Raw genomic sequence first — 23,317 nt, 5'->3', positions numbered from 1 at the left:
TCAACCAAGCGGTACGGGATATCGCGAACGGTGTCGCGGACGCGCTGGGTTTCAGCAGTGGTCAACCGCCGCAGCCTCCCCAGCCGCCGTGGACAGGCTGGAAGTGGGGCCCGGACAACCTGCCGCCCGCGGGCGACAAGGCGTGGCTCGAGGTCGGCGAGTACCTGCGCGGGCAGGGGGTGCCCGCGTGACCCCGGCACCACACCGGCTGGTGCTCACCGCAGGCGAGCTCGCGTATCTGGTCGAGCGCACCGGCGTTGAACTGCCACCGGCGTGGAGGCCGTCCGCCGATATCGGCCCTGCCGAGGCGGGACTGATCAAGAAGCGCGTGGTCGCCGGGGTGGGCGGCGAGGTGCACCGGTCGGTGGTCAAGAACTTGGAGATCTTGGCGTTGCCGATGGTCATGCTGGACACGGTCGCGGCGATCGGCGACAAGGGGCTGCACAGCATGCACGCGATTTCCGGCCCGTTGGGGGCGTCGTTGTTCGACTTGGGCGACGGTGCGGTGGAGATGTCGATGTTCGCCTCGGCTGATCTGGGCAAGGAGCTGATCCGGGCCGTTCCGCCCGAGAGCCAGGACTCCAACGCCGGGATCGAGTCACGCCTGGGCGGAGCGGGACCGGAGCAGACCCCGTTGCGTGGCCGCTTGCCGCTCGCGGTGTTGCAGGAAATGGGTGCCGCTCGGCTGTTTCGGGATACCGATCCCGGTGGTCCAGCTGCCGTGGCCGCGAGGTTGAACCTGTACTGCGGAGAGGCTGCGCTCGCTCAGCAGGTGGCGGCCGAGACGGATGGGGCGTTGCGGTGTCTTGTCGTCGGCCGCAACGGGATGACGTCTCAGGTCAGCTGGGTGCACACCGATGGTGGCCGGAGCGGTCTCGAACCCGAACCGGACGGATCGGGACGTCGGATGGTGCGACTGGAACCGACCGCTCGTGAGGATCTCGGCGTGTGGGTCGCCCCGGCAGTGGCAGGAGCACTGGGATGAGCGACAAGCCTGTGGAACCCGGCGGTCCGACGTCACGGGAAGTGGGGATCGCCCCAGTTGCGAACATCCAGGTCAGCGGCGGTGCCGGCGGATTCCGGGCCAAGGGCGAGGACCTCGTGGCGATGAGCGCTCTCACCGATGAAGTCGCCGGTGACACGCTCAAGACCGCACTCGCCGGGCACAAGTTTCTCGCCGAGCCGGACGTACTGGCCTCGGCTCTGCTGAATCCGTCCGGGGTGGCAAAGTTCGAGGCGGCCATGGCCATGGCCCTCGACGGGCCTACCGGCCTCAACGCCACGTCCGTGGTCATCGGTCTGCGCGGTGATGCTCTGCGTGCCACGAAGCTGGCATACGAGGCTGCCGACGAGCTCGCGGCCAGGGGACTCGACGCCTCGCGCTGGATGACGGGTCTGGCGGTCGCTTCAGCGCCAGGAGGTACGGTCGCCGCCGCGCTGGCAGCCGGCACCGCGATCGCCGCGGACGTGTACACCAACTACGACGGTGACTGGGAGAAGTGGCTGGTCGATCATCCTGGCATGGTCGACACGCTGATCGGTATGTCGCCCGGCATGTTGTCGTCGCTCGGCTTGCCCGTGGATCTGGCCACCACATTGGACCTGCTGGCCGCGACCTACGCTGATGGCACCGCTCATGTCGCCGCTTTGATGCCCTTGCCTGATCCCGGGCCTCACAACTTGCGGGAAATCATGCTGGGTCTTGACGTGCGCAACGATCCGAACAACGACAAGGACGACAGCAACCTCGATGTACGTGTCATCAAGGACGCCAACGGCAAGGTGACCGGCTACATCGTCGACATCCCTGGCACCAAGGACTGGAACGCGCCGTGGGATCCCAAGAGTGCCAACGACTCAGGCGTCAACATCGACGCCATGGCTGGGAACAACACAGTCCTGCAAATGGGGATCGAGAGGGCACGGCGGGAGGCCGGTGCGCAGGGCAGCGGCGTGCCGGTGATGCTGGTCGGCCACAGCCAGGGCGGCATCGTTGCCGCCCAGTCCACCAGCAACCTGGTTGCAAGCGGGTACAACGTGACACACGTGGTCACCGCCGGTTCTCCAGTTGGGCGGATTGACATTCCCGACAACGTGCAGATGCTGTCGCTGGAGAACAAGAACGACATCGTTCCGCGCCTTGACGCCAGCGACAACCCGAACACGTCGAACCGCACGACGGTCACTTTCGAGAACCAGACCGGCACCATCGGCGGCAACCACGGGATCGGTGGCTACCGTTACGACCCCGATCATCCCGACAGGCCTCGCGCCGACGGCAACTACGTCGCGGTCGCAGGCCAGCTCGACAAGAGCTCGGAGCCGTCGGTGCGGCGTTTCCTGGACAGCACTGGCGCGTTCACTCAGGGCAGTGGCCTTGATTCGCAGAGGGTGCGCCACCGAGTGGCGAGGGAGGGCGTGAATTGAGCGCCGTCGTGAGGTTGGTAGGTCTGGTCGTCGTGCTGGTCGGTCTGCTGAGCGGGTGCAACGTGTTCTCTCAATACCACGAGGACGTGGATGAACTCGGAAAGAAGATCGTGGCCGACTGGAAGGAACAGCCGGAGGTCGCCGACGCGAGGCACGACTACCGGCACGGCGTCGATCAGGGCCAGATCATGTACGTGATCGTCATCATCCGAGCGGAGTCGGACTCCAACGCGGCCATCGCCAAGCTGAAGGACATCGCGATCCGCGACTACTGGCTGAGCACCGCGTACGACGCCTACGACTTGTCGTTGCGGTTCGTCGCCTACTCCTCGGACAACCCGCCTGTCGAGGACGGGGCAGGCGGCGACAGGGCGATATTCAGAGAAACGATTGGTGTGCCTGAGAAAGTCGGACGTGAGAAGTACGGGCCCAGGCCGACCGAGAGGTGAGTGCGGATGAGGTCTGGGATTTCGAGCCACGCACCTACTCAGGTGGCATGGGGGATGAGGTTGCGTTCGGCCGTGCTGGGCAGTCTGCTTGCAACGGTGGGCGTGCTGACTGGGTGCAGTGTCACCGAGCAGTACTACGAGGGTGTGGACAGCTTCGGCAAGCAGACGGTCACTGACTGGAAGGCGCTGCCGGAGGTGGTCGATGCGACCTATGAGTACCGCCATGGGCTGGATCAGGGGCAGGTCATGTACCTGGACGTCACGATCGGCGGGGATGTCGACAAGGACACGGTGATCGGCCAGTTGCAGGAGGTCGCCCGACGGAACTTCTGGCAGAAGACGTCGTCAAACGATGTCAAGGTCAACCTGGTGGTCCATTCCGAGGGCAGCGGGCTCGGCAGCGGGTCGGCGACGCCTGGTCCGGTGATCTACCAGGGTGGGCTCGGCCAGGGTTCTGGATCTCCCGAGGAGAAGTACGGGCCGAGAGCGACGACGAGGTGAGTGGACGATGACTCCGGATGAATGGCTGGCCGATTTCGAGGCAAGACGGCTGAGTTGCAGCGCAGCGCGGTCGCGTTTCGCCGCAACCTGGAGGCGGCGGGGCAGACCGTTACCTCCGAGGACAAGGCGTTGACCGTGACGGTGGCGCCGAACGGTGCCCTACTTGATCTCAGGATCGCGCAGGACCCGGAGCTCGCCGCGATGCTCATGGCATTGGTGCGGCAGGCGAGGGAAGGCGCCGCGGCCAACGTGCTGGGCGAGTTCCGCAACGCGGTCGGTGGTCAGGCAGGACAGCTCGACACTGATGTGTCGGTGCCGGCGTTCGGTACTCCTGAACCGCGGAAGCCTATGCCGAGGCCGGTCGAGGATGAGGACTTCAGTGACAACTCGATCTACCGGCGGCCGTAGTGGTTGCTTAGCGGGCGTCCCGAGTACCACCGCGAATCGCATGAGGGTCACTTCGGAACCAAGATCGATCAGGGTTCGGGATTCGTCCGCTCGACGGGCTTCGCGGCCGTGCAGCGTCTTGCTGGAGGTGAACCGGGTTGACGTCGACCTGTCACGGGAAGCAGGAGGGAGTGGAGTGAGTGCGGCAAGGCGCTGGTAGCAGCCGCCAGTTCGGGGGTCACGGCAGGTATTGGGCTGTGGCGCTATCGGATGCGACTTCAGTTCTTGAAGGACGTGTACGACAAGGGCGGCGCGGAGGACCTGAAAGTCGCCGCTGACGCAGTTCAGGGCCCTGTCCGCGACGTGGCTTCAACCATCAGCGATCACGCTCTGCGACAGAAGAGCATCGAGCCGGAAGATGGCAAGACCTCGAAGTGAACTCATGCTCAGGCCTCAGGCGCGAGGAACTGCACCCCAGTCGGCGGCAACACCGATGCGCCCAGATCATTCACCGGTCCACGCGGCCGGGGAAGCTCGGGCTCGTCATCGGCAAGACGGCGCGGGCCGGGCAGCTCCCGATCCGCGGCCTGCTCACCGTCGAGCCGAAAGCCGGTCACGTCCAGCCGTTCGTCCAGGCTGTCCACGACGAGCTGCGGCCATTTGATGGCCACCGACCGCAACCGGGAGTTCATGCGCCGCAACAACTCCAGGCGCTGTACGACAGCGGCTGCTCGCTCGTGCGCTGGCGCACCGAGGCGTGCACGATCCCGAAGTCGAACTCGTCCTGCGCGGTGTGCTGGACGGCGACGGCACCGCCCTGGTCGAGCACGTTCGGAAACTGGCGGGCCCGGTACCGCTCCGCGTCGTGGCCCGTCCGCACTCCGCCGACGCGGCGACCCCGGTGCAGGACCTCCACCAGTCGACGGTCGTCGCCATGCCCTCACGCGCGGAAGGTTTCGGCCTCGCCGGGCTGGAGGCGATCGCCCTCGGGGTGCCGACGCTGGTGAGCAAGCGCAGTGGTCTCGGTGCGTTGCTGGAGGAGGAGCGGAACGACCTCTCCGTCGAGCTGACGAGCCGCCTGATCCCCGTAACCGACGACGAGAAGGCCGATACCCTGAGGTGGGGTGGGTGATGCGCTGGCGGCCCTGCTGAACAACCCGGAGCCGGCGTTCGCGGCGGCGCGGGTGCTCCGCGAGGAGATGGCCGCCCGGCGCACCTGGGCGATGGCGGCCGGAGAACTGTTGGCGGAGTTGCACTCCCTCGTGCGGAAGCACTGATCCGCTGATCGTCAGCGCTTCGTGCCCCACATGTCGGCGGGAAGCTCGTCGCCGAAGTCCTGTGCGGCGTTGTGGAAGGTCTCGGCCATGCTGCTCACGAAGTCCCGCAGGCCGGGGTGGACGCGGGGACTGACCGCCCACAGGAAGTCGATCATCTCGTCCGGTCTCGCCAGTGCGGCCTCGATGTCCGCGTCGGGGCGGTGGAAGCGCTGGTCCCATTGCCTCCTGTCCAGCGGGGTGCCGATGAGACCGAGCCACCGGTGCGCGTTGAGCGCCAGGTTGGCGCTCGTGAGCCGCGCCGCCGCGGCCGCGTTGTGCTTCGTGACCGGCTTTCCCGCGTTCCTGAGCTGTTCTTCGAACCACGCCGGGTTGAGCGCCGGGATGTCACGTTCCGGCGTGCTGTTCGACGGCTGCCCGGTCTTGCGCCTGGAGAAGAGTCCCACCTGTCTCACCTTTCTTCTGCTTCAACGCGTACGTTCCGTGCACCGCGCGGATGATCGATCTCGGGAGCAGCACGAAGTCCTCGTCGACGAGAGTGCGTGGTGTGTCGCCGGGACCGGAGACGAGCACGGGCCGACGCAGGACGAGCGCGTCCCGTGCGGGATCCTCCAATCCCGACACCGCGCGGAAGACGCCCTCCACGACTCTGCCGTCGTCGAGTTCCACGGCCAGGAAAGCCGGTTTCCCCTCCCGTTTCGCCGCGAGCACGCCGATCCACACCGTGCCCTCCCGCATCCGGCTCGGCGCTTTGACGATCTTGCGGATCCACAGCCATCCCGCGGCGGCGGCGAGCGCGAGACTCAGCAGCAGAGCCAGCACCACGGATCCGAGCACGCTCCACGGCCTGGCCCGTAGCGCGTTCGGATCGCCCACCAGGTCAGCGGGGGAGAGCAGCGCCGGCACCAGTTCGCCGATCCCCAGCACCGCCGCGATCGCGAACGCGGTGGTGAGGGCTCCGGCCGTCGCCATCTCCGCGAGCTCGACGAGCGGGCTGCGGTGGTCGCGAGGCTGGAACCGCGCGAGCATCCGGTGGTACACGAATCCCGGTGACAGGGCCGCGATCAGGAAAACGAATGCCGCGACCGTGGTCGGTGGCACGCCGGCCTACTTCTTGTCCGGCGGCGGTGGCTTGGGCGCGAACACTTCCGGCGGCTCGAAGACGACGTCGTCGTCATCGTCCACATAGGACCTCCACTCCGACGGCTGGTCGCCCTGCGATGGCTTCATGTTCGTGCACATCGGCGGGGTCTGGTTCGGTGTTAGCGATTCGTTCACGTGTAACGCGAAAGGCGCAACCCGCGAAGAGCGGTGCGCGACGGTCGTCAAGTCCGAGGAGGGGCCGATGGGCTTGTTCTCCCAAGATCCGGAACCTGACAGCAGGCTCTTCGCGAAGCTGGTCAACTCCGATCGCGCTTCCCGGAAGAAGCTTGTCAAGGAACAAGAAGGCATTCTCGCGCTGCTGCGGGAATCCGAGCAGGTGCGCGGCGTCGGCGTCGACGTGGCCGGCAACGCGGGCGTCAGTGTGGTCACCGCGGAACGGGTGGTCCAGGTCAAGCGCGGCCGGGTGATCAACGAGGCGGGCGGCGACCGCATCCACGCGACCGAGTTGCTCGTGAGGCCGAACGGCAACTACCTCGTGGCGTTCCAGGGACCGGGCCTCTACGCGCCGACGTTCTTCACCGCAGACGAGGCGAACGCCTTCGCGCGGGCGGTCGACCAGTACCTGGTTGCGACAGCTCCGGGACCTCGGGACATCCCGGAGCTGTGGCCCGACTTCTACCTCGGCGTACTGCGCGCGACGGGAAAACCGGAGTCCCAGGAGAACTTCATCGCGATCATCCAGCGCGTGCGCGCCACTTTGATCGACCACGCCGCGATGAAGTTCTTCGACCAGGTCGGCGACGAGGCCGCCCGCACACGGTTCCTGGCGGAGTTCCAGGGCGGCACGGGTGTCCTCCACGTGCCCGACCGCATCATCGACTTCCTGTGGGACTGGGATCCGCGAAGCCACGACCCGTTGCGGCGCATGATGAAACGCGTGCACGAACTCATGACGGGACCGGACAGCTTCCTGTGGGAGTGCGGTGACGAGATACCGCCCCTGCACGAGGGGCGCTGATGGCGCGCGACCCGCTCGTCGACGAGGCCGAGAACCTGCTCCAGCACTACCGCGCCGAAGGACGGCCCGAGTCGCTCCTGCGAGCACACGAACTGTTGGTCCGGGGCACCCAGGAGGACCCCCGGTCGTCCGCGCGGTTCACCACGTTGAGCAGGGTGCTGCGGGACATCCACGTCCGCACGAACGACATCGTCCACCTCGACGCCGCGATCGTGGCGGCCGAGGCCGCCGTGACCAACGCCGCGGCCGATGACCCGGACCTGGTCGTGTACCTCAACAATCTCGGTCAGGTGCGCGCCGACCGGTACGAGCAGAACTCCGACGAGAGTGATCTCGACGTCGCGGACTCGGCGTACCGTGCGGCGATCCGGCTCGCCCCGACCGTCGGTGTGCTCTTCGGTGGCCTGTCCACGGTCGTCAAATGTCGCTACGACCTCACGGGTGACCTGGCCGTTCTGCACGAGGCGATCGACCTGGGCCGCAAGGCCGTCATGCTGTCGTTCGCCCCGGATCAGCGTGCGATGGCGCAATCGCAATTGAGTGCCTTGTTGTTCAGCCTCTACCGCCATGTGAACGACATGAGTGCGTTGTACGAGTCCGCGGAGTTGGCGCGGGAAGCGTCGAGCGTCGTTTCAGCCTCGGCCGAGGACAGGGCCACCTACCTGATCAGGTGGGGCGTCGCGCTGTGCGAGCTGGCGACGGTGAGCCTGGACCGCGCTGTGCTGGAACAGGCCTCTCAGGTGCTGGAACGAGCGCTCGCGGTGATCCCTTCCACCGGCCGGCAGCGCGCCGGTGTGCTGCTGAGCCTGGGCAACGTCCGCAGGGACCAGTACCGGAGTACGGGTCAAGAGTCCTTTTTGGACGACGCCGTGGCACTCCTTTCCGAGGCCTTGGCCAACACCGCGGAGGACGAACTCGACTTCGGCGGGATTCTCTACGCACTGGCCACGACGCTGAGGGCACGGGCCAGCCGAACAGGTTCTCCCGAGGATCTCGAGACAGCGATCGAGCAGCTCGAGCGCAGTGCCAGGGCAGCACCTGCCCAGGACCCGTTCACGCCGATGGTCCGGTCGGTGCTGGGTGGCCTCTACCTGGATCGTGCGCGCCGCCGGCTCGACCCCCGGTTCGCCGACGGTGACGTGCGGGCCGGGCTGCGCCATCTCCGCCACGCGGTCGACGACACGCCGCTCAGCAGTGCGGGCAGGCCGGTGCTGGTGAACAACTTCGTCACCGGGTTGATCGAATCATCCGAGCGTTCAGGCGATCCCGCTCCGCTCGCCGAGGCACGGCGGCTCTGCGTCGAGCAGCTGAACACGGACAGGTTGACCCCGCAGGGGTACGAACTCCTGGTGGTCACCCTGACGAAGGTCGCGCTGACCCAGGTCGACGCGGGCCTGCCGATCACCGTGCTCGACGAGCCCGAGACGGTGCTGCGCGGGCTGATCGCGGCGAGCGACCGGCAGGACGACGCCAAGTCGACCATGCTCGGCAACCTGGCGCAGATCCTGCAACACCGGCTGCGGCACGGGCGGAACACCGAACGAGCGGCTGAGATGGTCGGCCTGCGCCGCACGATCGTGGAGATGCCCGCCGCGGCACCGCTGACCCGGATCGGCCACGCGATCGCGCTGGCGCGGTATCTGGCCGAGGAGAACGACTGGGACGGCGCGCTGAACGTCTACCGGCAGGCGCTGGACCTGCTCGGCACGCTGGCACCGCGGGCGTGGCGGCACGAGGACCGGCTCGCTGTGCTGAGCGAGGTCGGTGAGCTCGCCTCGGACGCAGCGGCCTGTGCGTTGCAGACCGGACAGCCGGCACTCGCCGTGGAGTTCCTCGAGCAAGGCCGGGGCGTGGTCGTCGACCACCCTCATCTTGAACGTCAGTGGCTCGAACGACTCCGCGGGGCGTCGGGCGAGCTCGCGGCCCGGTACACCGACGCGTTGCGCGCCATCGAGGTCGCGAGCAGCGGACAGCAGCGCGACGACGCGCATCGGCGGCACGAACAGGTGCTGGACGAGATCCGTGCGCTGGGTGGGGAAGTCGGCACCTTCCTCACCCCACCGCCGTGCGAGCGCCTGGTGGCCGCGCTCGGCGACCGGACGGTCGTCCTGGTGAACGTCAGCGGGATCAGATCCGACGCGATCGTCCTGGGCCGTGGTGAAGTCCGCGTGGTGCCGCTTCCGCGACTGGACCACGCCGCGATGCTCAGGCAGGTGGTGCTGTTCCTGACCGCCGTCGGCCAGATCCAGGACGAGGCCACGGCCACTGAGGCGGCCCAGGCCATGCGGGCCGTGCTGACGTGGCTCTGGCAGACGGCGGCCCGGCCGGTGCTCACCGCTCTCGGTGTGGCGACCGCATCCTCGGCGCCGCAACGGATCTGGTGGTGCCCGGCAGGTCTGCTCAGCACGGTGCCGTTGCACGCTGCCGGGCACTACCCGGCGTCCGGCACCGTTCCGGCACCGGGTGAGTCGACCCTCGACCGGGTGGTGTCCTCGTACACGCCGACGGTGCGGATGCTCGTCGAGAGCGCGCTGCGCCCGGTGGTCCGGACCGGGCCGCCGTCGGTGCTGGCGGTCGGTGTCGCCGATGCCCCGCCGCAGCCCCCGCTGCCCACCGCGAAGCCCGAGGCACTGGCCGTGCACCGGCAGGTCGGGCGTGGGACGGTCCTGATCGACGCGCAGGCGACCCGCGAGCGCATCCTGGGGGAACTTCCCGCTCACCAGTGGTTCCACTTCGCGGGCCATGGCGTCGTCCGCAGGTACGAGCGGGACAGCGCGTGCCTGTTGCCGTTCGACTACGACGGTGGCCGGAATCCGTTGTCCGGCAGGCAGATCTCCGCTCTGCGCCTGAGAGGGGCCGAACTCGCGTTCCTCAGCGCGTGCGAGACGGCACGCGGCCGCGCAGACCTGGTGAACGAGCCGGTCCACCTGTCCGGCGCTTTCCAGCAGGCCGGATACCGTCAGGTGGTGGCGACCTCGTGGCCGATCGAGGGCGAGTTCGCTGGTCGTGTCGCCTTCTGCTTCTACGCGGATCTGCGGGGCGACGCCGACAGGGCCGCGTACGCGTTGCATGGCGCGATCCGTGCCGCGCGCGAACAGCACGAGGTGTTCCACTGGGCGTCTTTCGTCCACAGTGGAGTGTGATGGGTGTCAGCGGCGACCGGTCTTCTTCAGGCGCCGCACCACTTCCGCCGGGGCGGCGTCGCCTGCCCGCCGGTACGCGGAACGGTAGCCGTCGCCGTAGAGCGGGTCCGAGTTCTGCGTGAGCTGGTGCACATCCCAAGCGCCGATCGTCAGCGGCCTCTTCGGCAGAGGTGAATGTTCGTCCGCACTCGCGAGTCTGGTCCGGTCGGTTCACTCGGTCGAGGAGTGGAAGACGCGTCTGGCGATCTCGGCGTCGAGCGGGGTCATGTCCTCACCGACGGGGTTCGACGGTGGCCACCACAGGAAGCCGAGCGCTTCGGCGTTGACGATTAGGCGTGGCGCGGCCCGGAGCCGGACCCGGTAGACGGCGAGGAACTCGTGGCGGTCCGGGTTGGTGAGGTCGAACTCGGCCACCGCAGCTCCGTCTGGTTCCACTCCGCGTATGCCCGTCTCCTCGCGCAATTCCCGGACCGCGGCCTGACGCGGCGTCTCGCCCGGCTCGCGTGCGCCTCCCGGGAGTTCCCACTGCCTTCGCCAGCTGTCGAACATCATGAGCACGGCGCCGGCATGCTCGACCACGATCACGGCTGCCGGAACGGCCACCCGGTCGTCCAGGTGGTCCAACTCCACGCCGGTGACGACACGAAACCCCACCAACGCGTTGCCTGCGCGGTCACGGATCGGAAGCGGAGCCATGGGAACGATGTAACCGCGACATCGAGCGAGATGCAGGCTGAAGGCGCCCGACGACGTCGGCATGAGTGCGTGTTCAACGTCAACACTCTTGGCGGGCATGAGCGTGCGCTCGGAGCTACCGGGGTCTGGTGGCTCGCGGAGCAACCGACGCCTCCAGCAGTGCCAGCATCTCCGGCAGGTCGAAGAACCTCGCCACGTCCAACGCCGACCGAGGCCCGAGCGCCGGATCCGCACCCGCCTCCAGCAGCAACCGCACAGACCGCTCGGAACGGCGGAACACCGCCGCGCCGAGCGCTGTCTGTCCGCGGTCGTTGACCCGGCCGGTGTCCGCGCCGCGCTCCAGCAACGCGGCGACGGTGTCCGGGTGGTCGTGGTAGGCCGCGAGGACCAGCAACGTGTCGCCCGCGCTGTTCGTGAGGTTCACCGGGACGCCCGCGTCGACCGCCTCGGCGAGTCGCTCACCATCACCGGCGCGGGCCAGGTCGAACATCCAGCGCAGGAACGTCAGCTCCTCCTCGGTGAGCGCGCTGGTCATGCGATCGTCGCCGGGAAGCGGTCCCACACCCGGTGGGCGCCGAGCAAAGTCATGAGCTCGGTGAACACCTTCGTCGCGTCGTCCCCGGTCACGACGCCCGCAGCGGCGGCGACACCGGCGGTCTCCACCGCCAGCCGGCCGTTGCCCCACGCACCGATCGCCTTCGCGTGGCGGTAGCACTCCTCGACCATCAGCAGAACACGCGGGTCGACCGCCTCGCCCGGCGCGCCCGCCTTCGCGTCCCTCGCCGGCGTCGCGTCCGGGCCGGGCGGCGGGGAGCCCGCCAGCAGCAGGGCGTCGAACTCGATCGAGCGCGCCGTCAGGAACGTGCGCTGGGCGACGAGACCGGAGTCGCCGATCGGGCCACCGGTCGGGGCGATCAGCAACGGCACCATGCCACCGGCGAGGATGGTCTCCCGCACGGTCCGCACACCGTCCAGCGAGGCCGGGTCGACCACGATGCCGATCAGTCGGCCGTCGGTCGGCCAGGTCTGCCCGACCTGGGACAGCGCCGGGCTGGGCATGACCTTCTTCGGGCGCACGGTGGCGGTGGGTGCGGGCAGGCCGAGGCCGCGGGCGACCTCCGCGCACAGCACAGGGTCGACGTTCGCCAGCACGCGCAGCTGCCGTTCCTTGATGGCCTGCTCGTAGCACTTGCCGAGCTCGAAGGTGAACGCGCGCACCAGGTGTTCCTTCTCCACCGGCAAGAGACTCAGCCAGAACAGCCGCGGCTGCGTGTAGTGGTCGGCGAACGACGTGGGCGACTGCCGCACTTTCACCGACTTCGCCACCGGCTGCGCCACCTCGACGAACGGCCGGTCTGGCGCCTTCGCCACGAACGGGTTGCCGCCGTCCAGGGTGTTCGGCCGGTACGGCGCGACGCCCGCGTGCACCGCGTGCTGGTGGTATCCGTCGCGGAACATGTCGTTGACCGGCACGTGCGGGCGGTTGATCGGGAGCTGGTTGAAGTTCGGGCCGGCGAGCCTGGTCAGCTGGGTGTCCAGGTAGGAGAACAGCCGGGACTGGAAGAGCGGGTCGTCGGTGACGTCGATGCCGGGCACCAGGTTGCCGAGGTGGAACGCCACCTGCTCGGTCTCGGCGAAGAAGTTCGTGGTGTTGCGGTTCAGCGTCAGCATCCCGACCGGCTGCACCGGCGCGAGTTCCTCCGGCACGATCTTCGTCGGGTCGAGCAGGTCGATGCCCTCGAACGTCTGCCGCGGCGTGTCGGGGAAGATCTGCAGGCCGAGCTCCCACTGCGGGTGGGCGCCGGACTCGATGGCGTCGGCGAGGTCGCGGCGGTGGAAGTCCGGGTCGAAGCCGTTGATCATCTGCGCCTCCTCCCACACCAGGGAGTGCACGCCGAGCTTGGGCTTCCAGTGGAACTTCGCGAGCGCGGTCTCGCCGTCCGCGTTGACCAGCCGGAACGTGTGGACGCCGAAGCCCTCCATCGTCCGGTAGGAGCGCGGGATGCCGCGGTCGGACATGTTCCACATGACGTGGTGGGTGGCTTCGGTGTGCGTGGAGACGAAGTCCCAGAACGTGTCGTGCGCGCTCTGCGCCTGCGGGATCTCCCGGTCCGGGTGCGGCTTGCCGGCGTGGATGATGTCCGGGAACTTGATGCCGTCCTGGATGAAGAAGACCGGGATGTTGTTGCCGACGAGGTCGAAGTTGCCTTCCTGCGTGTAGAACTTCGTCGCGAACCCGCGGGTGTCGCGCATGGTGTCGGCCGAGCCGCGCGAGCCCAGCACGGTCGAGAACCGCACGAACACCGGCGTCTCGACGCCGTCGCCGAGGAAGGCGGCCTTGCAGACGTTCGCCGCCGTGCCGTAACCAACGAACACGCCGTGAGCGCCGTAGCCGCGTGCGTGCACCACGCGCTCCGGGATGCGCTCGTGGTCGAAGTGCATGATCTTCTCGCGCAGGTGGTGGTCCTGCAGCAACGTCGGGCCGCGCTCACCGGCCTTCAGCGAGTGGTCGGTGTCGTACAGCCGGGCTCCGGCCGAGGTGGTGAGGAAGTCGCCCTGCTGGGCGTTGGTGGTCTGCGGCGCACCGGTCGGCGCTCCCGTGGGCGACACCGTCTCGGGGCCGGTCTGGTCGGGCTTGGGAGGCAACGGACCGCGCGGCTCGGTCGGCTCCTCGAGCGACGGCGGCTCGCTGTTCGGGACACCTGGGATCGGCGGGTTCACCATCTCGGTGACCTTGTCCACCGCCTTCTCGAGTGCCGCCTTCACGAGCTTGCCGGGCTTGCGGTTGGCCACTGCATCCTCCTCGGAGCGACGACGTCAGTCAGGCAGTACCCGCGTTTTCGTCATCTATGCGCCCCGAACCTCGCGGGACGGACTGGTGAGCGTCCCAGGAAGTCCACTGCAGACAGTTGCCGACCACTGCGACGCGCCGGCACGCCGATGAGCGCAGGGCCTTTCAGCGACGAAACGTGCAGAGAAGCCCCTCCACGACATGTCGTGGAGGGGCCGTGAACGGTCTTTCGGTCAGGGCTCAGAAGTGGGTGTGGATGATCGCGGAGCAGCTGCCGTGGTCCTCGCACACCCGGAACCGGGTCACCGTGGACGACAGCGTTTGGTTCCCACAGCCACCGGCCGAACCGTTGCCGTCCCAGACATAGGTGTGGCCGCTGGAGCCGTACCAGAACTCCCCGTAGACACCGTTGCCGTCGCGTTCCATGTCGCAGGCCTCCACCCACCTGCCCGTGGTCGACGCGTAGTCGTCACCCTGGTACGCGTACACGCGGGCCAGCGCGTCCAATTCCCCGTTGGCCGGACTGGCGTCCGCTGTGACGACACCGGCGACGGTGAACACCGCGGCCAGCACTGCGGCCCCGAGCATTCCCTTCGAGCGCATGATTCATCCCCCTCTTCGACTGCGGATCGGCTTCGCCCGGACTCCGCGACCGGCAAGCCCGGGCGTCGACAATCCTGTGCTGTGAGGAGTGGTCGACTCTTGGAGAAAACCGACATCGGCGACGAGCGGCACGCTCGTGACGTCACCGGCCACCCGTTGCCGGGCCAGTGGCCCGGAGCCGGCTGCGTGGCGTTCGAGGAGGAACTGGGAAATGGTCCGGCCCGTCATCGACAGGAACTCCCGGTCGAGGTGGGCCTGGTCGTAGTAGCCGCATGCCGTCGCGATCTCGGCAGCGGGCACGCAGGTGAGGAGCTTGCGCATCGCTTGCTGGAACCGCATGATGCGCGCGGCCGCCTTCGGCAGATGGCCGATCTGTTCGGCGAAGCGGCGCTCAAGCTGGCGCTCGCTCCAGCCCACGTGGTCGGCGAGCTGCGCGATCGGCATCACCCCGCCCGAACGGGCGAGCACCTGCCATGCGCGCATCACGTGGCGAGAACACGCGGGACCGGCAGCCCACCACTGCCGAAGCACGAAATCGAGCAGGCGGAAGCGGCCCGACCAGTCGGCGGTCGAGGCCAATGCGTCCGTCAGCTCGCGGATCCGGGTGTCGAGCAGGTCCGACGCCTCGACGATCCGGTTCTTCAGCTCCCGCAGGGGGATGTCGAACAGCGTGAAGGCGGCCCACGGCTCAAGAACGATCTCCAACCCGTGCAGGTGGCCGTCGTGTTCGCCGACCGTGGCGCAGGTGCGCATGCCGGACACCAGCGAGGTGAGCGAGCGCGGCGTCGGGACAGCGCTGGAGGTGCTCGCCAAGCGCAGCTGCCGGTCGAAGTTGAGGACGACCGTCACCAGCGGGACTGGGATCTCAAGCCGCCGCCGCACCTCGTCGAGCGCGAAGCGGAACCCCCGGTAACAACGGACGCCTGGCCGGAGTCTCCGGTCGGGAACCGCCTCCACCACTTCCCAAGTCCCCCGCGGACAGGCATGACGCACCACCTGATCCATGTTTTTCCCCCGTGATTGGACTTTCCAGGCAACGCCCCCGACAACAGGGTGCCAGAAATCGTTGCTGTCATGAGGGTTTCAGCTGCAGCAGCTGTTTCGGTGGTGCCACCGCATCAAGTCAGCTTCGACGCCGTCATGCGGTTGATCTCGAAGACGATGTGCGTGGCTTTGCGTTGCTGCTCGCGCCGCGCGAACCCGTCGAACGTCGATGTGCGAAGTCCTCGACCAGCGGCTCGACCTGAGCCGGCGTCATGACAGGGCTCGCAGCGCGGCGACCGGGCAGGAGTTGACCGCGGCCCGGGCGGCGGCGGCGTGCTCGTCGGGCACCTCGGTTCCCTCGAACCGGTAGGTGAGCTCGGCGTTGTCGTCCAGGCTGAACACGGCGGGGGCCTGCGCGGCGCACTGGCCGTGGCCTTCGCAGCGATCGTCGTCGACGGAGATCTTCATCGAACAGCCCTTTCACGCGGGGACGAGTTCGAGCGGGAGCCGCTCGAAGCGGTGAATGATGTTGTTCAGGGCCCGTTCCGGTGCTCCGGTCGCCTCGATGCGGTCGACGCGTTCGACCAGGGCGCGCAGCATGGCGGCGGTTTCCAGGCGGGCCAGACCCTGGCCCGCGCAGCCGTGTTCGCCGTGTCCGAAGCCGAGCTGGCGGGCCGCGTTGCGGCGGATGTCGAAGGTGTCCGGGGCGTCCCACTCCAGCGCGTCGCGGTTGGCTGAGGCGTAGACGACCAGCAGCCTTGAACCTTGCGGGATGGTGGTTCCGGCCACTTCGGTGGCCTGGGTGACCTTGCGGGAGAACGCGCGGAGCGGGGATTCGCAGCGGACGACCTCGTTGACCGCGTTGGGAATCAGGCCCGGGTCGGCCTTGAGGACGCGCCACTGCTCGGGGTGGGTCGCGAACAGGTGCAGGGCGCTGGAGATGGCGCTGATCGTGGTGTCCAGGGACGGTACGAGGTAGTCGATCATCAACCTGGGGCACTCGGCGCGCGGGATCTTGTCCTCGTCGGCCGCGCGGAGCAGGTCGTCGGCCATGCTGCCGGGCAGGACGGACCGGTCGCGCACGACCTGGTGGGCGAAGCGCAGGGCGCGCAGGGACGCGGGGATGCCGCGCACCGCCCGCCGGTTGGACGGGCCCTGGATGTCGAACGACGCGCCGCCCCAGTGCAGCAGGTGCTCCCGTGCGTCCCGGGGCCAGCCGACGAAGTCCGGCACTACCGACATCGGCAGCGCGGTGGCGACCTCGACACCGTCGACCCGGCGGCGGGCGACGGCGGCCTCGACGACCTCGACGGCTTGCCGCTCAACGGTTTCCGCCATCGCGCGCAGGGCCCTGGGGGTGAGCCGGTGGGCGACCTGGGCGCGGCGGCGGGCGTGGTCGTCGCCGTCGCTGTAGAGGGTGGTGCCCCGGCCGAGCCGGTTGACGAGGTTGTTGAGGCCGACGCCCTGGCCCGAGACGAAGGTCTTGGCGTCCAGCAGTACGGCCTTGCACTCGGCATAGCGCGGCAGGGCATAGACCTTCTGCTTGCGCAGCCACACCACCGGGCCGAGTTCGCGCAGCCGGGCGTAGTGCGGGTACGGGTCCCGGATGGCTGCCGCCGAGTACAGGTCGGGGCGGTAGATCGGGACGTTCGGGCGCGTGGGCATCAGAACTCCTTGCCGGACAAGCCATGTGGCCAGCGGAGACGGGCACGGCGGTGCGAGCACCATCGCCGGCGTGTGGTGGTCGGCGCGCGCCTCCGGTACTTCGTCGTCTGCCGCAGTTGCTGACGATATCCTCAGTTACGAGGCTATCGTCAGTCAAGGGGGAGACGTGAACTCGCATGGCCGAACGGGCGGACACCCCGACAGCCCATGCCCAGCCCGTACTTGCGCGCCTGCGACGCGAGGGCCGGCGTGCTCTGCTGGAAGCGGTCGCGGGTGTCGGTGGAAACCGAGAGCGGTTCGCGGCCGGCGTCCGTAGGGTTGGGGCTGTGGACCGAATCGCGGGATCGTTGTACGGGTTGGCTTTCGGGGACGCGCTCGGCCGGCCGACGGAATTCCTGACGGTGGCGGAGATCGACCGCGAGTTCGGTCCCGCCGGGCCGGATGACCTGGTGGGTGATCCCGCGTTGGTCACCGATGACACGCAGATGGCGCTTGCGGTCGCGTGGGCGTTGCACGGTGTCGACCGGTACACCGCTGATGCGCTCGAGCCGCGGTTGCGGGAACGGTTCGTGGCTTGGGCGCACAGTCCGGACAACAATCGTGCGCCGGGGATGACGTGTCTGCGCGCGTGTGGCGGACTGGCGGAGGGCGCGCCGTGGGTGGAGGCGACCATCGCAGGCTCCAAGGGATGCGGCGCGAACATGCGGGTCACTCCGGTGGGGTTGGTGTCCGGGCTCGACCTCGGCGTGCTTGCCGGGATCTCGCAACTGCAGGCCGCGATGACCCACGGGCATCCCACGGCGCTGGCCGCGGCCGAGCTCACCGCTTTCGCGACGCGGCTGCTGGTCGACGGCGTCGAACTGGCCGACGTGCCCGGCGCGCTGCTGGCTCGCTGCGATGAGCGGCGTTCGATCTACCTGGAGGAGTGGCTGGGGGCGCTGTGGCAGATGCCCGGGGCTACGACACCCGGTGACTTCATCGCCCGCGGCTGGGACGAGTGCGTCGTCGTCCTTGAGCGGTTGGTGGCTGCCCTCGCTCGTCCTGACGACGGCCTGGACGCGTGCCTTGCCACTGGCGAGGGCTGGATCGCCGAGGAGGCGCTGGCGACCGGGCTGTACTGCGCGATCCGGCATGCCGACGACCCGGTGCGGTGTCTGGTGCGGGCCGCTCGGACCAGCGGTGACTCCGATTCGATCGCCGCGCTGGCCGGGGCGTTCGCGGGCGCTGCGCACGGTCTGGCTGCCTGGCCCGCGGACTGGGTCGCACGCATCGAATACGCGGACCAGTTGGCCGCACTGACCTCTGGTGCGGCGGACAGGCGTTCCACTCGTGTTTGAGTCTTGTCAGTGCACCGATCTCCGAGTCCGAGAGGAAGTTCTTTGAAGTTGAGCAACCGAGTCTTCGCGCTCATCACGTTCATCGCGTCCGTGGTCCTGGTGGGTACCGCGCCGGCGTCCGCCACCGCTGCCCGGACCGTGGAACTCGCCGCACCGGCCGGCAGCGGCCTTCCGCCCTACGTCGCCGTCATCAAGCCGGTCACCGCGAAGCGGCTCGCTTCCAGCTGGCGGGAAGGCTGCCCCGTGGGGCCCGATCAGCTGCGGCTGGTCAGCCTGAACTTCATGGGCTTCGACGGTGCGGTGCACCGCGGCGAGCTGGTGGTCCACGCTGATCTCGCCGTCGAGGTCGCCCGCGTCTTCGCCGACCTGTACTTCGGCCGGTTCCCCATCGAGCGGATGGAGACGATCGAGAAGTACGACTCCGACGACGACGCGTCGATGGCGGCCAACAACACCTCGGCGTTCAACTGCCGGGCGATCACCGGCGGCACCGCCTGGTCCAACCACTCCTACGGGCGGGCCATCGACATCAACACCGTGCAGAACCCCTACATCTCCCGCAGCGGCACGGTCTACCCGCCCAACGGCGCGCCCTACGTCGACCGCACTCAGAACGTGCCCGGCATGATCCACGCGGGCGACGCCACCGAGCAGGCGTTCACCACGCGCGGCTGGACCTGGGGCGGCTTCTGGGACACGCCGATCGACTACCAGCACTTCGAGAAGCCCTGACACCGGTGCCACGAGGCCGCCCTGCGGACTCGGCCGACAGGCAAGTCGCCCATGTTCGGGTCGGGGTCGCCGCCGTCGTCAAGTAGCTGTCCTTTGTGGACCAGGTGCGTTCACGTGTGGACGATCAGGTTCGGGCCGCCGCCGGGATGCGCTGCCGGCTGGTGTGGGCCTCCCGCAGTTCGGCCAGGTGGTGCAGGCCGGCCAGCACCGTGTCCGCGCCGGGTACGAAGTCGATGAGACAGGCGACTTCGTCGACCTCGATCTCCGTCAGGCGCTCCAGCACCTTGAGCCCCTCATCGACCGTGCCGAACAGCCCGCCGGTGCGGTAGTAGCGGTCGAACGAGTGGTCCACGAGGAAGTCGATGTCCTCGGGGTCCAGGGTGTCCGGGTCGATGCCGGGCAGCAGTTCCCGCGCCGCCTGGGTGATCAGGCCTATCGAGGACCGCAGATAGGCGCGGAACGGCTCGCGCACCACCTCCAGCACCGTGTCGCTGTCGGGGCCGATGAACGTGTGCAGCATCAGCACCACGTGGCCGCGCGTTCCGTGGCACCGTTCGTGGTTCGCCCGGTAGTCCGCGATCTTGCCGGCGAGGTCGTCCAGCGACTGGCCGAGCAGGTGCGTGAGAACGCCGGTGCCGAGTTCGCCCGCCTGCTTGAACGTTGCCGCGCTGCCGGAGCTGGTGAGCCAGATCGGCAGCTCCGGTTGCACGGGCTTCGGGTGGATGCGCACGGACGACAGGTCGCCGTTGCCGTCGGGCAGTTCGACCGGCTCGCCCCGCCAGAGCTTCCGGATGGTGTGCAGGCTTTCGGTGAGCACCTCGCGCCGTGACTGGTAGTTCTCCGGGCGCAGCGTGAAGTCGACGACGTGCCAGCCGGGGGCCAGGGACACGCCTGCCCGGCCGCCGGACAGGTTGTCCACCACGGACCACTCCTCGGCGACGCGCACCGGGTGGTGCAGCGGCGCCACCACGCTGCCGGCGCGCACCGCCACGTTGCGGGTGGTGGCGGCCACGGCCGCGCTGGTCAGCGACGGGTTGGGGTAGCGGCCGCCGAAAGCGTGGAAGTGCCGTTCGGGTGTCCACACGGCCGTGAAGCCGTGCGTGTCGGCGAAGCGCGCGCCCTCCAGCAGCAACCGGTAACCGTCCTCCGCGGCGTCGTCCGCGAAGTAGAAGAGGCTCATGTCCATCAGGCTGCACCCAGCTTCTGGTCGACCGCGTTCGCGAGGTCCGCGAGCACGGGAGTGTGGAACAGGGTTCGGATGCCGAGCTTCACGCCGAGCACCGTCTGGATCTCCCTCATGACCCTGATGGCGAGCAGCGAATGGCCGCCGGACTGGAAGAAGTGGGATCCGGGGCCGATGTCGTCGCGGCCGAGCACACTTTCCCAGATCTGGCACAGCGCGCGCTGGGTCGCCGTGCGCGGGCCTTCCTCGGCGCGCGAGACGGCCGTCGGTGCCGGCAGTGCGGAGCGGTCCACCTTTCCGGTGGGGGACAACGGGATGGTGTCGATCCGCATGAACACCGACGGCACGAGGAAGCTCGGCAGGCGGTCCTGGGCGTGGGCCCGCAGCAGGTCGAGGTCCAGTGCCTCGGTGCGGCCCACGACGTGGGCGACCAGCTCCTGGCGTTCGGTCACCGACACCACGACCGCCGCGACGCCGGGGTGTTCGCCGAGCGTCGCCTCGATCTCGCCGAGCTCGATGCGCACGCCGCGCACCTTCACCTGGTTGTCCTTGCGGCCGAGGAACTCGATCTCGCCGTCGAAGTTCCACCGGCCGATGTCGCCGCTGCGGTACATCAGCTCGCCCGGCACGAGCGCGTACGGGTTGGGCAGGAACCGTTCCGCGGTGAGCTCCGGCCGGTCGAGGTAGCCGTCGGCCACGCCGGGGCCGCCGATGTGGATCTCGCCGGGCACCCCGACCGGCACCCGAGCGCCGTGCTCGTCGAGGATGTCGATGCGGCTGCTGTGGATCGCGCGGCCCAGCGTCACGTGCTGCCCGTCGCCGCGCACGAGGTGTTGTGCGGTCACGAACACAGTGGTCTCGGTGGGGCCGTAGAGGTGGAAGACGTCCCGGACCTCGGAGCGCTCGAACAGGTCGGCCACGAGCTGCGGGCTGAGCTGCTCGCCGCCGATCGTGACGGTGTGCACCGACGCGGGCAACCGGTTGGCCCGCAGGTACTCGGCGAGCACCGACGGGACGAGGTTCATCATCGTGACGTCCCGCAGCTCCGGCGAGCCCTCCGGCACCGCGAGCAGACCGTCGCTGAACCGGACCGTGCCGCCGGTGAGCAGCGGCGGCCAGATGTCCATTGCGGACACGTCGAACGAGAACGCGATCGTGGCGAACACCGTCGTGAAGGCCTCGTTCGGGACCGTGTCGAGGAACCAGTCGAGGTACCAGTTCAGGTTGCGGTGCAAGGTCCGCACGCCCTTGGGCCGGCCGGTGGAGCCGGAGGTGTACATGAGGTAGACGAGGTTCTCCGGCGTCACACCGGACTCCACGGGCGTCGCCGGCGCCTGTGCGATCAGCTCGCGGTCGCGGTCCATCAGCACGACGGGGATCGTCGGTGCGTCGAAGAGCTCCGCCTGAGCCCGTGCGGTCACCAGCGCCCGCGCACCGGAGTCGGCGAGCACGTACCGCAGCCGTTCCTGCGGGTAGGTCGGGTCGAGGGGAACGTAGGCACCGCCCGCCTTCAGCACGCCCAGCACCGCCGTGACCGCGTTTATGCCGCGTTCCAGCGCGACGCCCACCGGGACGTCCGGTCCGACGCCGAGGCCGCGCAGGTGGTGCGCGAGCCGCGTGGACAGCTCGTCCAGCTCGGCGAAGGTGACCCGGCGCCGCGGTTCCTCGACGGCGATCGCGTCCGGGGTGCGGGACACCTGCCGGGCGAACCGCTCGTGCATCATCGCCGGGTCGACCGGCCGCGGCTCGCCCTGCCACTCGACGTCCAGCGCGCGCAGCTCCCGTTCGCCGAGCATCGCGAGCTCTTCCGGGTGCCGTTCCGGGTGCGCGAGCAGGTCCGCGAGCAACGTGGTCACGTGCTCGGCGAGGTGCTCGATCCGGCGCCGGTCGAACAGATCGGCCGCGTAGTCCAGCCGCAGCTCGATCCCCTCGTCCCGGCAGATGAACCGGAAGCACAGGTCGAGTCGCTGGTCGACGCCGGTGAAGTCGAGCGGGACCACCTCCAGTTCGCCCACGCGCTGACCACCTGGGGCCGTGATCACCTCGACCGCGTGCTGGAACACCGGGTGCCTGCTGGCTTCGCGGGTCAGCCCGAGCCGTTCCACCAGCTGCGCGACGGACAGGCTCCCGTGCGCCACCGAGGTCCCGATCGCCTGCCGGCAGTGTTCGACGACGGCCGCCGCGGGCAGCCCGGCGAGGTCGAGCACGACGGGCACGGTGTCCGCGTGGGCTCCGACGGCCCGCTCGTGGCCGGCGGGCCTGCCGGAGTGACCCAGGCCCAGCACCATCCGCTGCGTCGCGCCGTGCCTGCCCAGCACCAGGGCCACCGCCGCCAGCAGCACGGCCTCGACGCCGGCAGGTTCACGCCGCGCCGCCGTGACGACCTCGGCCGGCAGCACCGAGATCACCCGATCGCTGCGGAACGACATCGTGGTCGGCCGCACCGCGTCGGCGGGCAGGTCGAGCAGCGGCACGCCGTCGAGCGTCCGCCGCCAGTGCTCGAGCGCCGCCGCCGTCTGCGGTTCCCAGTCGACCGGTGGCGGAGCGAGCACGCCACCCCGGTAGGCGAGCACGAGCTTGTCGAGCAACAGCACCAGAGACCGTTCGTCGGCCACGCAGCGGTGGGCGACGAACTCGAGCAGGTGCTCCCGCGCACCGATCCGCCGCAGCAGCACCGTGAAGAGGTCGCCGTGCTCGCGCCGGACCCGCCCGGCCACGTCGAGTGCCGCGACCTCGGGGTCCACGACGACGAGCACGTCCTCCCGTGGCGGCAGGACGAACCGGCGCACCCGGCCGCGCTGCAGCTCGAACCTGCTCCGCAGCACGTCGTGGAGGGCCAGCACCGTGTCGGCCGCGGCCCGCAGCCGGTCGACGTCGAGCGGCCCGCTCAACCGCACCGGCAGGGTGACGAAGGTGTTGGTGTGCTCCGCCGACCAGTGGTCGAGGAACCACCACTGCTCCTGCAGCGGTGTCGCCCACGTGCGCCGCACGTCCACGAGGTCGTTCGAAATGGTCATGGCAAG

General features: G+C 68.9%; 27 protein-coding genes. 13 read left to right on the top strand and 14 right to left on the bottom strand.

The window, feature by feature from the left end; all coding sequences use genetic code 11:
- The 7 genes from ACWEIJ_RS25640 to ACWEIJ_RS25610 form a co-directional block, all read left to right on the top strand.
- Window positions 1-191 (top strand): hypothetical protein (locus ACWEIJ_RS25640; protein WP_449839777.1); only part of this gene is annotated, 191 nt, incomplete at its 5' end.
- Window positions 188-985 carry a hypothetical protein gene (locus tag ACWEIJ_RS25635; protein WP_449839776.1) on the top strand — a complete coding sequence of 266 codons (798 nt, stop codon included), beginning with the start codon at window positions 188-190 and terminating at the stop codon, window positions 983-985. The genes ACWEIJ_RS25640 and ACWEIJ_RS25635, both read left to right, overlap by 4 nt.
- Window positions 982-2,427, top strand: a complete 1,446-nt coding sequence (locus tag ACWEIJ_RS25630; protein WP_449839775.1) for a hypothetical protein — start codon at window positions 982-984, stop codon at window positions 2,425-2,427. The genes ACWEIJ_RS25635 and ACWEIJ_RS25630 overlap by 4 nt, the downstream gene beginning before the upstream one ends.
- Complete coding sequence (locus ACWEIJ_RS25625) at window positions 2,424-2,876, top strand: hypothetical protein (protein WP_449839774.1); 453 nt, start codon at window positions 2,424-2,426, stop codon at window positions 2,874-2,876. The genes ACWEIJ_RS25630 and ACWEIJ_RS25625 overlap by 4 nt, the downstream gene beginning before the upstream one ends.
- 72 nt (window positions 2,877-2,948) lie before the next feature.
- Window positions 2,949-3,377, top strand: coding sequence for a hypothetical protein (locus ACWEIJ_RS25620; RefSeq protein WP_449839773.1), 429 nt, complete (start codon window positions 2,949-2,951; stop codon window positions 3,375-3,377).
- A gap of 54 nt (window positions 3,378-3,431) precedes the next feature.
- A complete protein-coding gene (locus tag ACWEIJ_RS25615) occupies window positions 3,432-3,785 on the top strand; it encodes a YbaB/EbfC family nucleoid-associated protein (RefSeq protein ID WP_449839772.1) in 354 nt (117 codons plus the stop codon).
- 264 nt (window positions 3,786-4,049) lie between these two features.
- Window positions 4,050-4,202: a hypothetical protein gene (locus ACWEIJ_RS25610; protein ID WP_449839771.1), complete on the top strand. Its 153-nt coding sequence runs from the start codon at window positions 4,050-4,052 to the stop codon at window positions 4,200-4,202.
- Window positions 4,203-4,210: 8 nt separating this feature from the next.
- Here the strand turns inward: ACWEIJ_RS25610 and ACWEIJ_RS25605 are convergent, their stop codons facing one another.
- Window positions 4,211-4,456, bottom strand: a complete 246-nt coding sequence (locus ACWEIJ_RS25605) for a hypothetical protein (RefSeq protein WP_449839770.1) — start codon at window positions 4,454-4,456, stop codon at window positions 4,211-4,213.
- Window positions 4,457-4,521: 65 nt separating this feature from the next.
- Here ACWEIJ_RS25605 and ACWEIJ_RS25600 point away from each other — a divergent pair, with 65 nt between their 5' ends.
- Together ACWEIJ_RS25600 and ACWEIJ_RS25595 are read left to right on the top strand one after the other, a co-directional pair.
- Complete coding sequence (locus tag ACWEIJ_RS25600) at window positions 4,522-4,896, top strand: glycosyltransferase (RefSeq protein WP_449839769.1); 375 nt, start codon at window positions 4,522-4,524, stop codon at window positions 4,894-4,896.
- Window positions 4,889-5,041: a hypothetical protein gene (locus ACWEIJ_RS25595; RefSeq protein ID WP_449839768.1), complete on the top strand. Its 153-nt coding sequence runs from the start codon at window positions 4,889-4,891 to the stop codon at window positions 5,039-5,041. The genes ACWEIJ_RS25600 and ACWEIJ_RS25595 overlap by 8 nt, the downstream gene beginning before the upstream one ends.
- An 11-nt stretch (window positions 5,042-5,052) precedes the next feature.
- On the opposite strand, the gene ACWEIJ_RS25590 is transcribed toward ACWEIJ_RS25595, so the two are convergent.
- Genes ACWEIJ_RS25590 through ACWEIJ_RS25580 form a run of 3 tightly spaced genes read right to left on the bottom strand, consistent with a single transcriptional unit; the run spans window position 5,053 to window position 6,268 of the window.
- Complete coding sequence (locus ACWEIJ_RS25590) at window positions 5,053-5,484, bottom strand: hypothetical protein (protein ID WP_449839767.1); 432 nt, start codon at window positions 5,482-5,484, stop codon at window positions 5,053-5,055.
- The gene (locus ACWEIJ_RS25585) at window positions 5,426-6,139 is read right to left on the bottom strand and encodes a DUF6338 family protein (protein ID WP_449839766.1); all 714 of its coding nucleotides are present in this window, start codon (window positions 6,137-6,139) and stop codon (window positions 5,426-5,428) included. The genes ACWEIJ_RS25590 and ACWEIJ_RS25585 overlap by 59 nt, the downstream gene beginning before the upstream one ends.
- Window positions 6,140-6,145: 6 nt before the next feature.
- A complete protein-coding gene (locus tag ACWEIJ_RS25580) occupies window positions 6,146-6,268 on the bottom strand; it encodes a hypothetical protein (RefSeq protein ID WP_449839765.1) in 123 nt (40 codons plus the stop codon).
- On the opposite strand from ACWEIJ_RS25580, the gene ACWEIJ_RS25575 reads away from it, so the two are divergent.
- Entirely contained in the window at window positions 6,267-7,160 is an 894-nt protein-coding gene (locus tag ACWEIJ_RS25575) for a hypothetical protein (protein ID WP_449839764.1), read from the top strand. The two genes, ACWEIJ_RS25580 and ACWEIJ_RS25575, sit on opposite strands and share 2 nt — an antisense overlap.
- Complete coding sequence (locus ACWEIJ_RS25570) at window positions 7,160-10,303, top strand: CHAT domain-containing protein (protein WP_449839763.1); 3,144 nt, start codon at window positions 7,160-7,162, stop codon at window positions 10,301-10,303. The genes ACWEIJ_RS25575 and ACWEIJ_RS25570 overlap by 1 nt, the downstream gene beginning before the upstream one ends.
- Before the next feature lie 6 nt (window positions 10,304-10,309).
- Here the strand turns inward: ACWEIJ_RS25570 and ACWEIJ_RS25565 are convergent, their stop codons facing one another.
- The 8 genes from ACWEIJ_RS25565 to ACWEIJ_RS25530 all read right to left on the bottom strand — a co-directional run bounded on the left by ACWEIJ_RS25565 (window position 10,310) and on the right by ACWEIJ_RS25530 (window position 17,042).
- Window positions 10,310-10,435, bottom strand: a complete 126-nt coding sequence (locus tag ACWEIJ_RS25565; RefSeq protein ID WP_449839762.1) for a hypothetical protein — start codon at window positions 10,433-10,435, stop codon at window positions 10,310-10,312.
- Between the two features lie 78 nt (window positions 10,436-10,513).
- Window positions 10,514-11,098, bottom strand: coding sequence for an NUDIX hydrolase (locus tag ACWEIJ_RS25560; RefSeq protein ID WP_449839761.1), 585 nt, complete (start codon window positions 11,096-11,098; stop codon window positions 10,514-10,516).
- A gap of 16 nt (window positions 11,099-11,114) precedes the next feature.
- Window positions 11,115-11,534 (bottom strand): ankyrin repeat domain-containing protein, encoded by a 420-nt coding sequence (locus tag ACWEIJ_RS25555; RefSeq protein WP_449839760.1) that lies wholly within the window; start codon window positions 11,532-11,534, stop codon window positions 11,115-11,117.
- A complete protein-coding gene (locus tag ACWEIJ_RS25550) occupies window positions 11,531-13,792 on the bottom strand; it encodes a catalase (protein ID WP_449839759.1) in 2,262 nt (753 codons plus the stop codon). Before ACWEIJ_RS25550 ends, ACWEIJ_RS25555 begins: the two co-directional genes overlap by 4 nt.
- A gap of 238 nt (window positions 13,793-14,030) precedes the next feature.
- Window positions 14,031-14,393: a hypothetical protein gene (locus ACWEIJ_RS25545; protein ID WP_449839758.1), complete on the bottom strand. Its 363-nt coding sequence runs from the start codon at window positions 14,391-14,393 to the stop codon at window positions 14,031-14,033.
- Window positions 14,394-14,396: 3 nt separating this feature from the next.
- Window positions 14,397-15,398: a helix-turn-helix domain-containing protein gene (locus ACWEIJ_RS25540; RefSeq protein WP_449839757.1), complete on the bottom strand. Its 1,002-nt coding sequence runs from the start codon at window positions 15,396-15,398 to the stop codon at window positions 14,397-14,399.
- A gap of 249 nt (window positions 15,399-15,647) precedes the next feature.
- Window positions 15,648-15,845: a ferredoxin gene (locus tag ACWEIJ_RS25535; protein ID WP_449839756.1), complete on the bottom strand. Its 198-nt coding sequence runs from the start codon at window positions 15,843-15,845 to the stop codon at window positions 15,648-15,650.
- Between the two features lie 12 nt (window positions 15,846-15,857).
- Complete coding sequence (locus tag ACWEIJ_RS25530; RefSeq protein ID WP_449839755.1) at window positions 15,858-17,042, bottom strand: cytochrome P450; 1,185 nt, start codon at window positions 17,040-17,042, stop codon at window positions 15,858-15,860.
- Window positions 17,043-17,218: 176 nt separating this feature from the next.
- Between ACWEIJ_RS25530 and ACWEIJ_RS25525 the strand changes: the two genes are divergently transcribed.
- Together ACWEIJ_RS25525 and ACWEIJ_RS25520 are read left to right on the top strand one after the other, a co-directional pair.
- Window positions 17,219-18,379, top strand: a complete 1,161-nt coding sequence (locus ACWEIJ_RS25525; RefSeq protein WP_449839754.1) for an ADP-ribosylglycohydrolase family protein — start codon at window positions 17,219-17,221, stop codon at window positions 18,377-18,379.
- A 48-nt stretch (window positions 18,380-18,427) separates the two neighbouring features.
- A complete protein-coding gene (locus ACWEIJ_RS25520; RefSeq protein ID WP_449839753.1) occupies window positions 18,428-19,111 on the top strand; it encodes a M15 family metallopeptidase in 684 nt (227 codons plus the stop codon).
- Between the two features lie 124 nt (window positions 19,112-19,235).
- Here the strand turns inward: ACWEIJ_RS25520 and ACWEIJ_RS25515 are convergent, their stop codons facing one another.
- Together ACWEIJ_RS25515 and ACWEIJ_RS25510 are read right to left on the bottom strand one after the other, a co-directional pair.
- A complete protein-coding gene (locus tag ACWEIJ_RS25515) occupies window positions 19,236-20,291 on the bottom strand; it encodes a MupA/Atu3671 family FMN-dependent luciferase-like monooxygenase (RefSeq protein ID WP_449839752.1) in 1,056 nt (351 codons plus the stop codon).
- A 5-nt stretch (window positions 20,292-20,296) separates the two neighbouring features.
- Complete coding sequence (locus ACWEIJ_RS25510; RefSeq protein ID WP_449839751.1) at window positions 20,297-23,311, bottom strand: non-ribosomal peptide synthetase; 3,015 nt, start codon at window positions 23,309-23,311, stop codon at window positions 20,297-20,299.
- Between the last annotated feature and the right edge of the window lie 6 nt (window positions 23,312-23,317).

This window comes from Lentzea sp. NPDC004789 (genome assembly GCF_053601075.1).
This window is presented reverse-complemented; position numbering and strand designations above follow the sequence as displayed.

Coding starts and splice junctions, on each gene's coding strand:
- ACWEIJ_RS25630 (WP_449839775.1), top strand. CDS start 982: ATGAGCGACAAGCCTGTGGAACCCGGCGGTCCGACGTCACGGGAAGTG.
- ACWEIJ_RS25605 (WP_449839770.1), bottom strand. CDS start 4,456: ATGAACTCCCGGTTGCGGTCGGTGGCCATCAAATGGCCGCAGCTCGTC.
- ACWEIJ_RS25575 (WP_449839764.1), top strand. CDS start 6,267: ATGTTCGTGCACATCGGCGGGGTCTGGTTCGGTGTTAGCGATTCGTTC.
- ACWEIJ_RS25580 (WP_449839765.1), bottom strand. CDS start 6,268: ATGAAGCCATCGCAGGGCGACCAGCCGTCGGAGTGGAGGTCCTATGTG.
- ACWEIJ_RS25570 (WP_449839763.1), top strand. CDS start 7,160: ATGGCGCGCGACCCGCTCGTCGACGAGGCCGAGAACCTGCTCCAGCAC.
- ACWEIJ_RS25560 (WP_449839761.1), bottom strand. CDS start 11,098: ATGCCCGCCAAGAGTGTTGACGTTGAACACGCACTCATGCCGACGTCG.
- ACWEIJ_RS25555 (WP_449839760.1), bottom strand. CDS start 11,534: ATGACCAGCGCGCTCACCGAGGAGGAGCTGACGTTCCTGCGCTGGATG.
- ACWEIJ_RS25545 (WP_449839758.1), bottom strand. CDS start 14,393: ATGCGCTCGAAGGGAATGCTCGGGGCCGCAGTGCTGGCCGCGGTGTTC.
- ACWEIJ_RS25540 (WP_449839757.1), bottom strand. CDS start 15,398: ATGGATCAGGTGGTGCGTCATGCCTGTCCGCGGGGGACTTGGGAAGTG.
- ACWEIJ_RS25535 (WP_449839756.1), bottom strand. CDS start 15,845: ATGAAGATCTCCGTCGACGACGATCGCTGCGAAGGCCACGGCCAGTGC.
- ACWEIJ_RS25530 (WP_449839755.1), bottom strand. CDS start 17,042: ATGCCCACGCGCCCGAACGTCCCGATCTACCGCCCCGACCTGTACTCG.
- ACWEIJ_RS25525 (WP_449839754.1), top strand. CDS start 17,219: ATGGCCGAACGGGCGGACACCCCGACAGCCCATGCCCAGCCCGTACTT.
- ACWEIJ_RS25515 (WP_449839752.1), bottom strand. CDS start 20,291: ATGAGCCTCTTCTACTTCGCGGACGACGCCGCGGAGGACGGTTACCGG.
- ACWEIJ_RS25510 (WP_449839751.1), bottom strand. CDS start 23,311: ATGACCATTTCGAACGACCTCGTGGACGTGCGGCGCACGTGGGCGACA.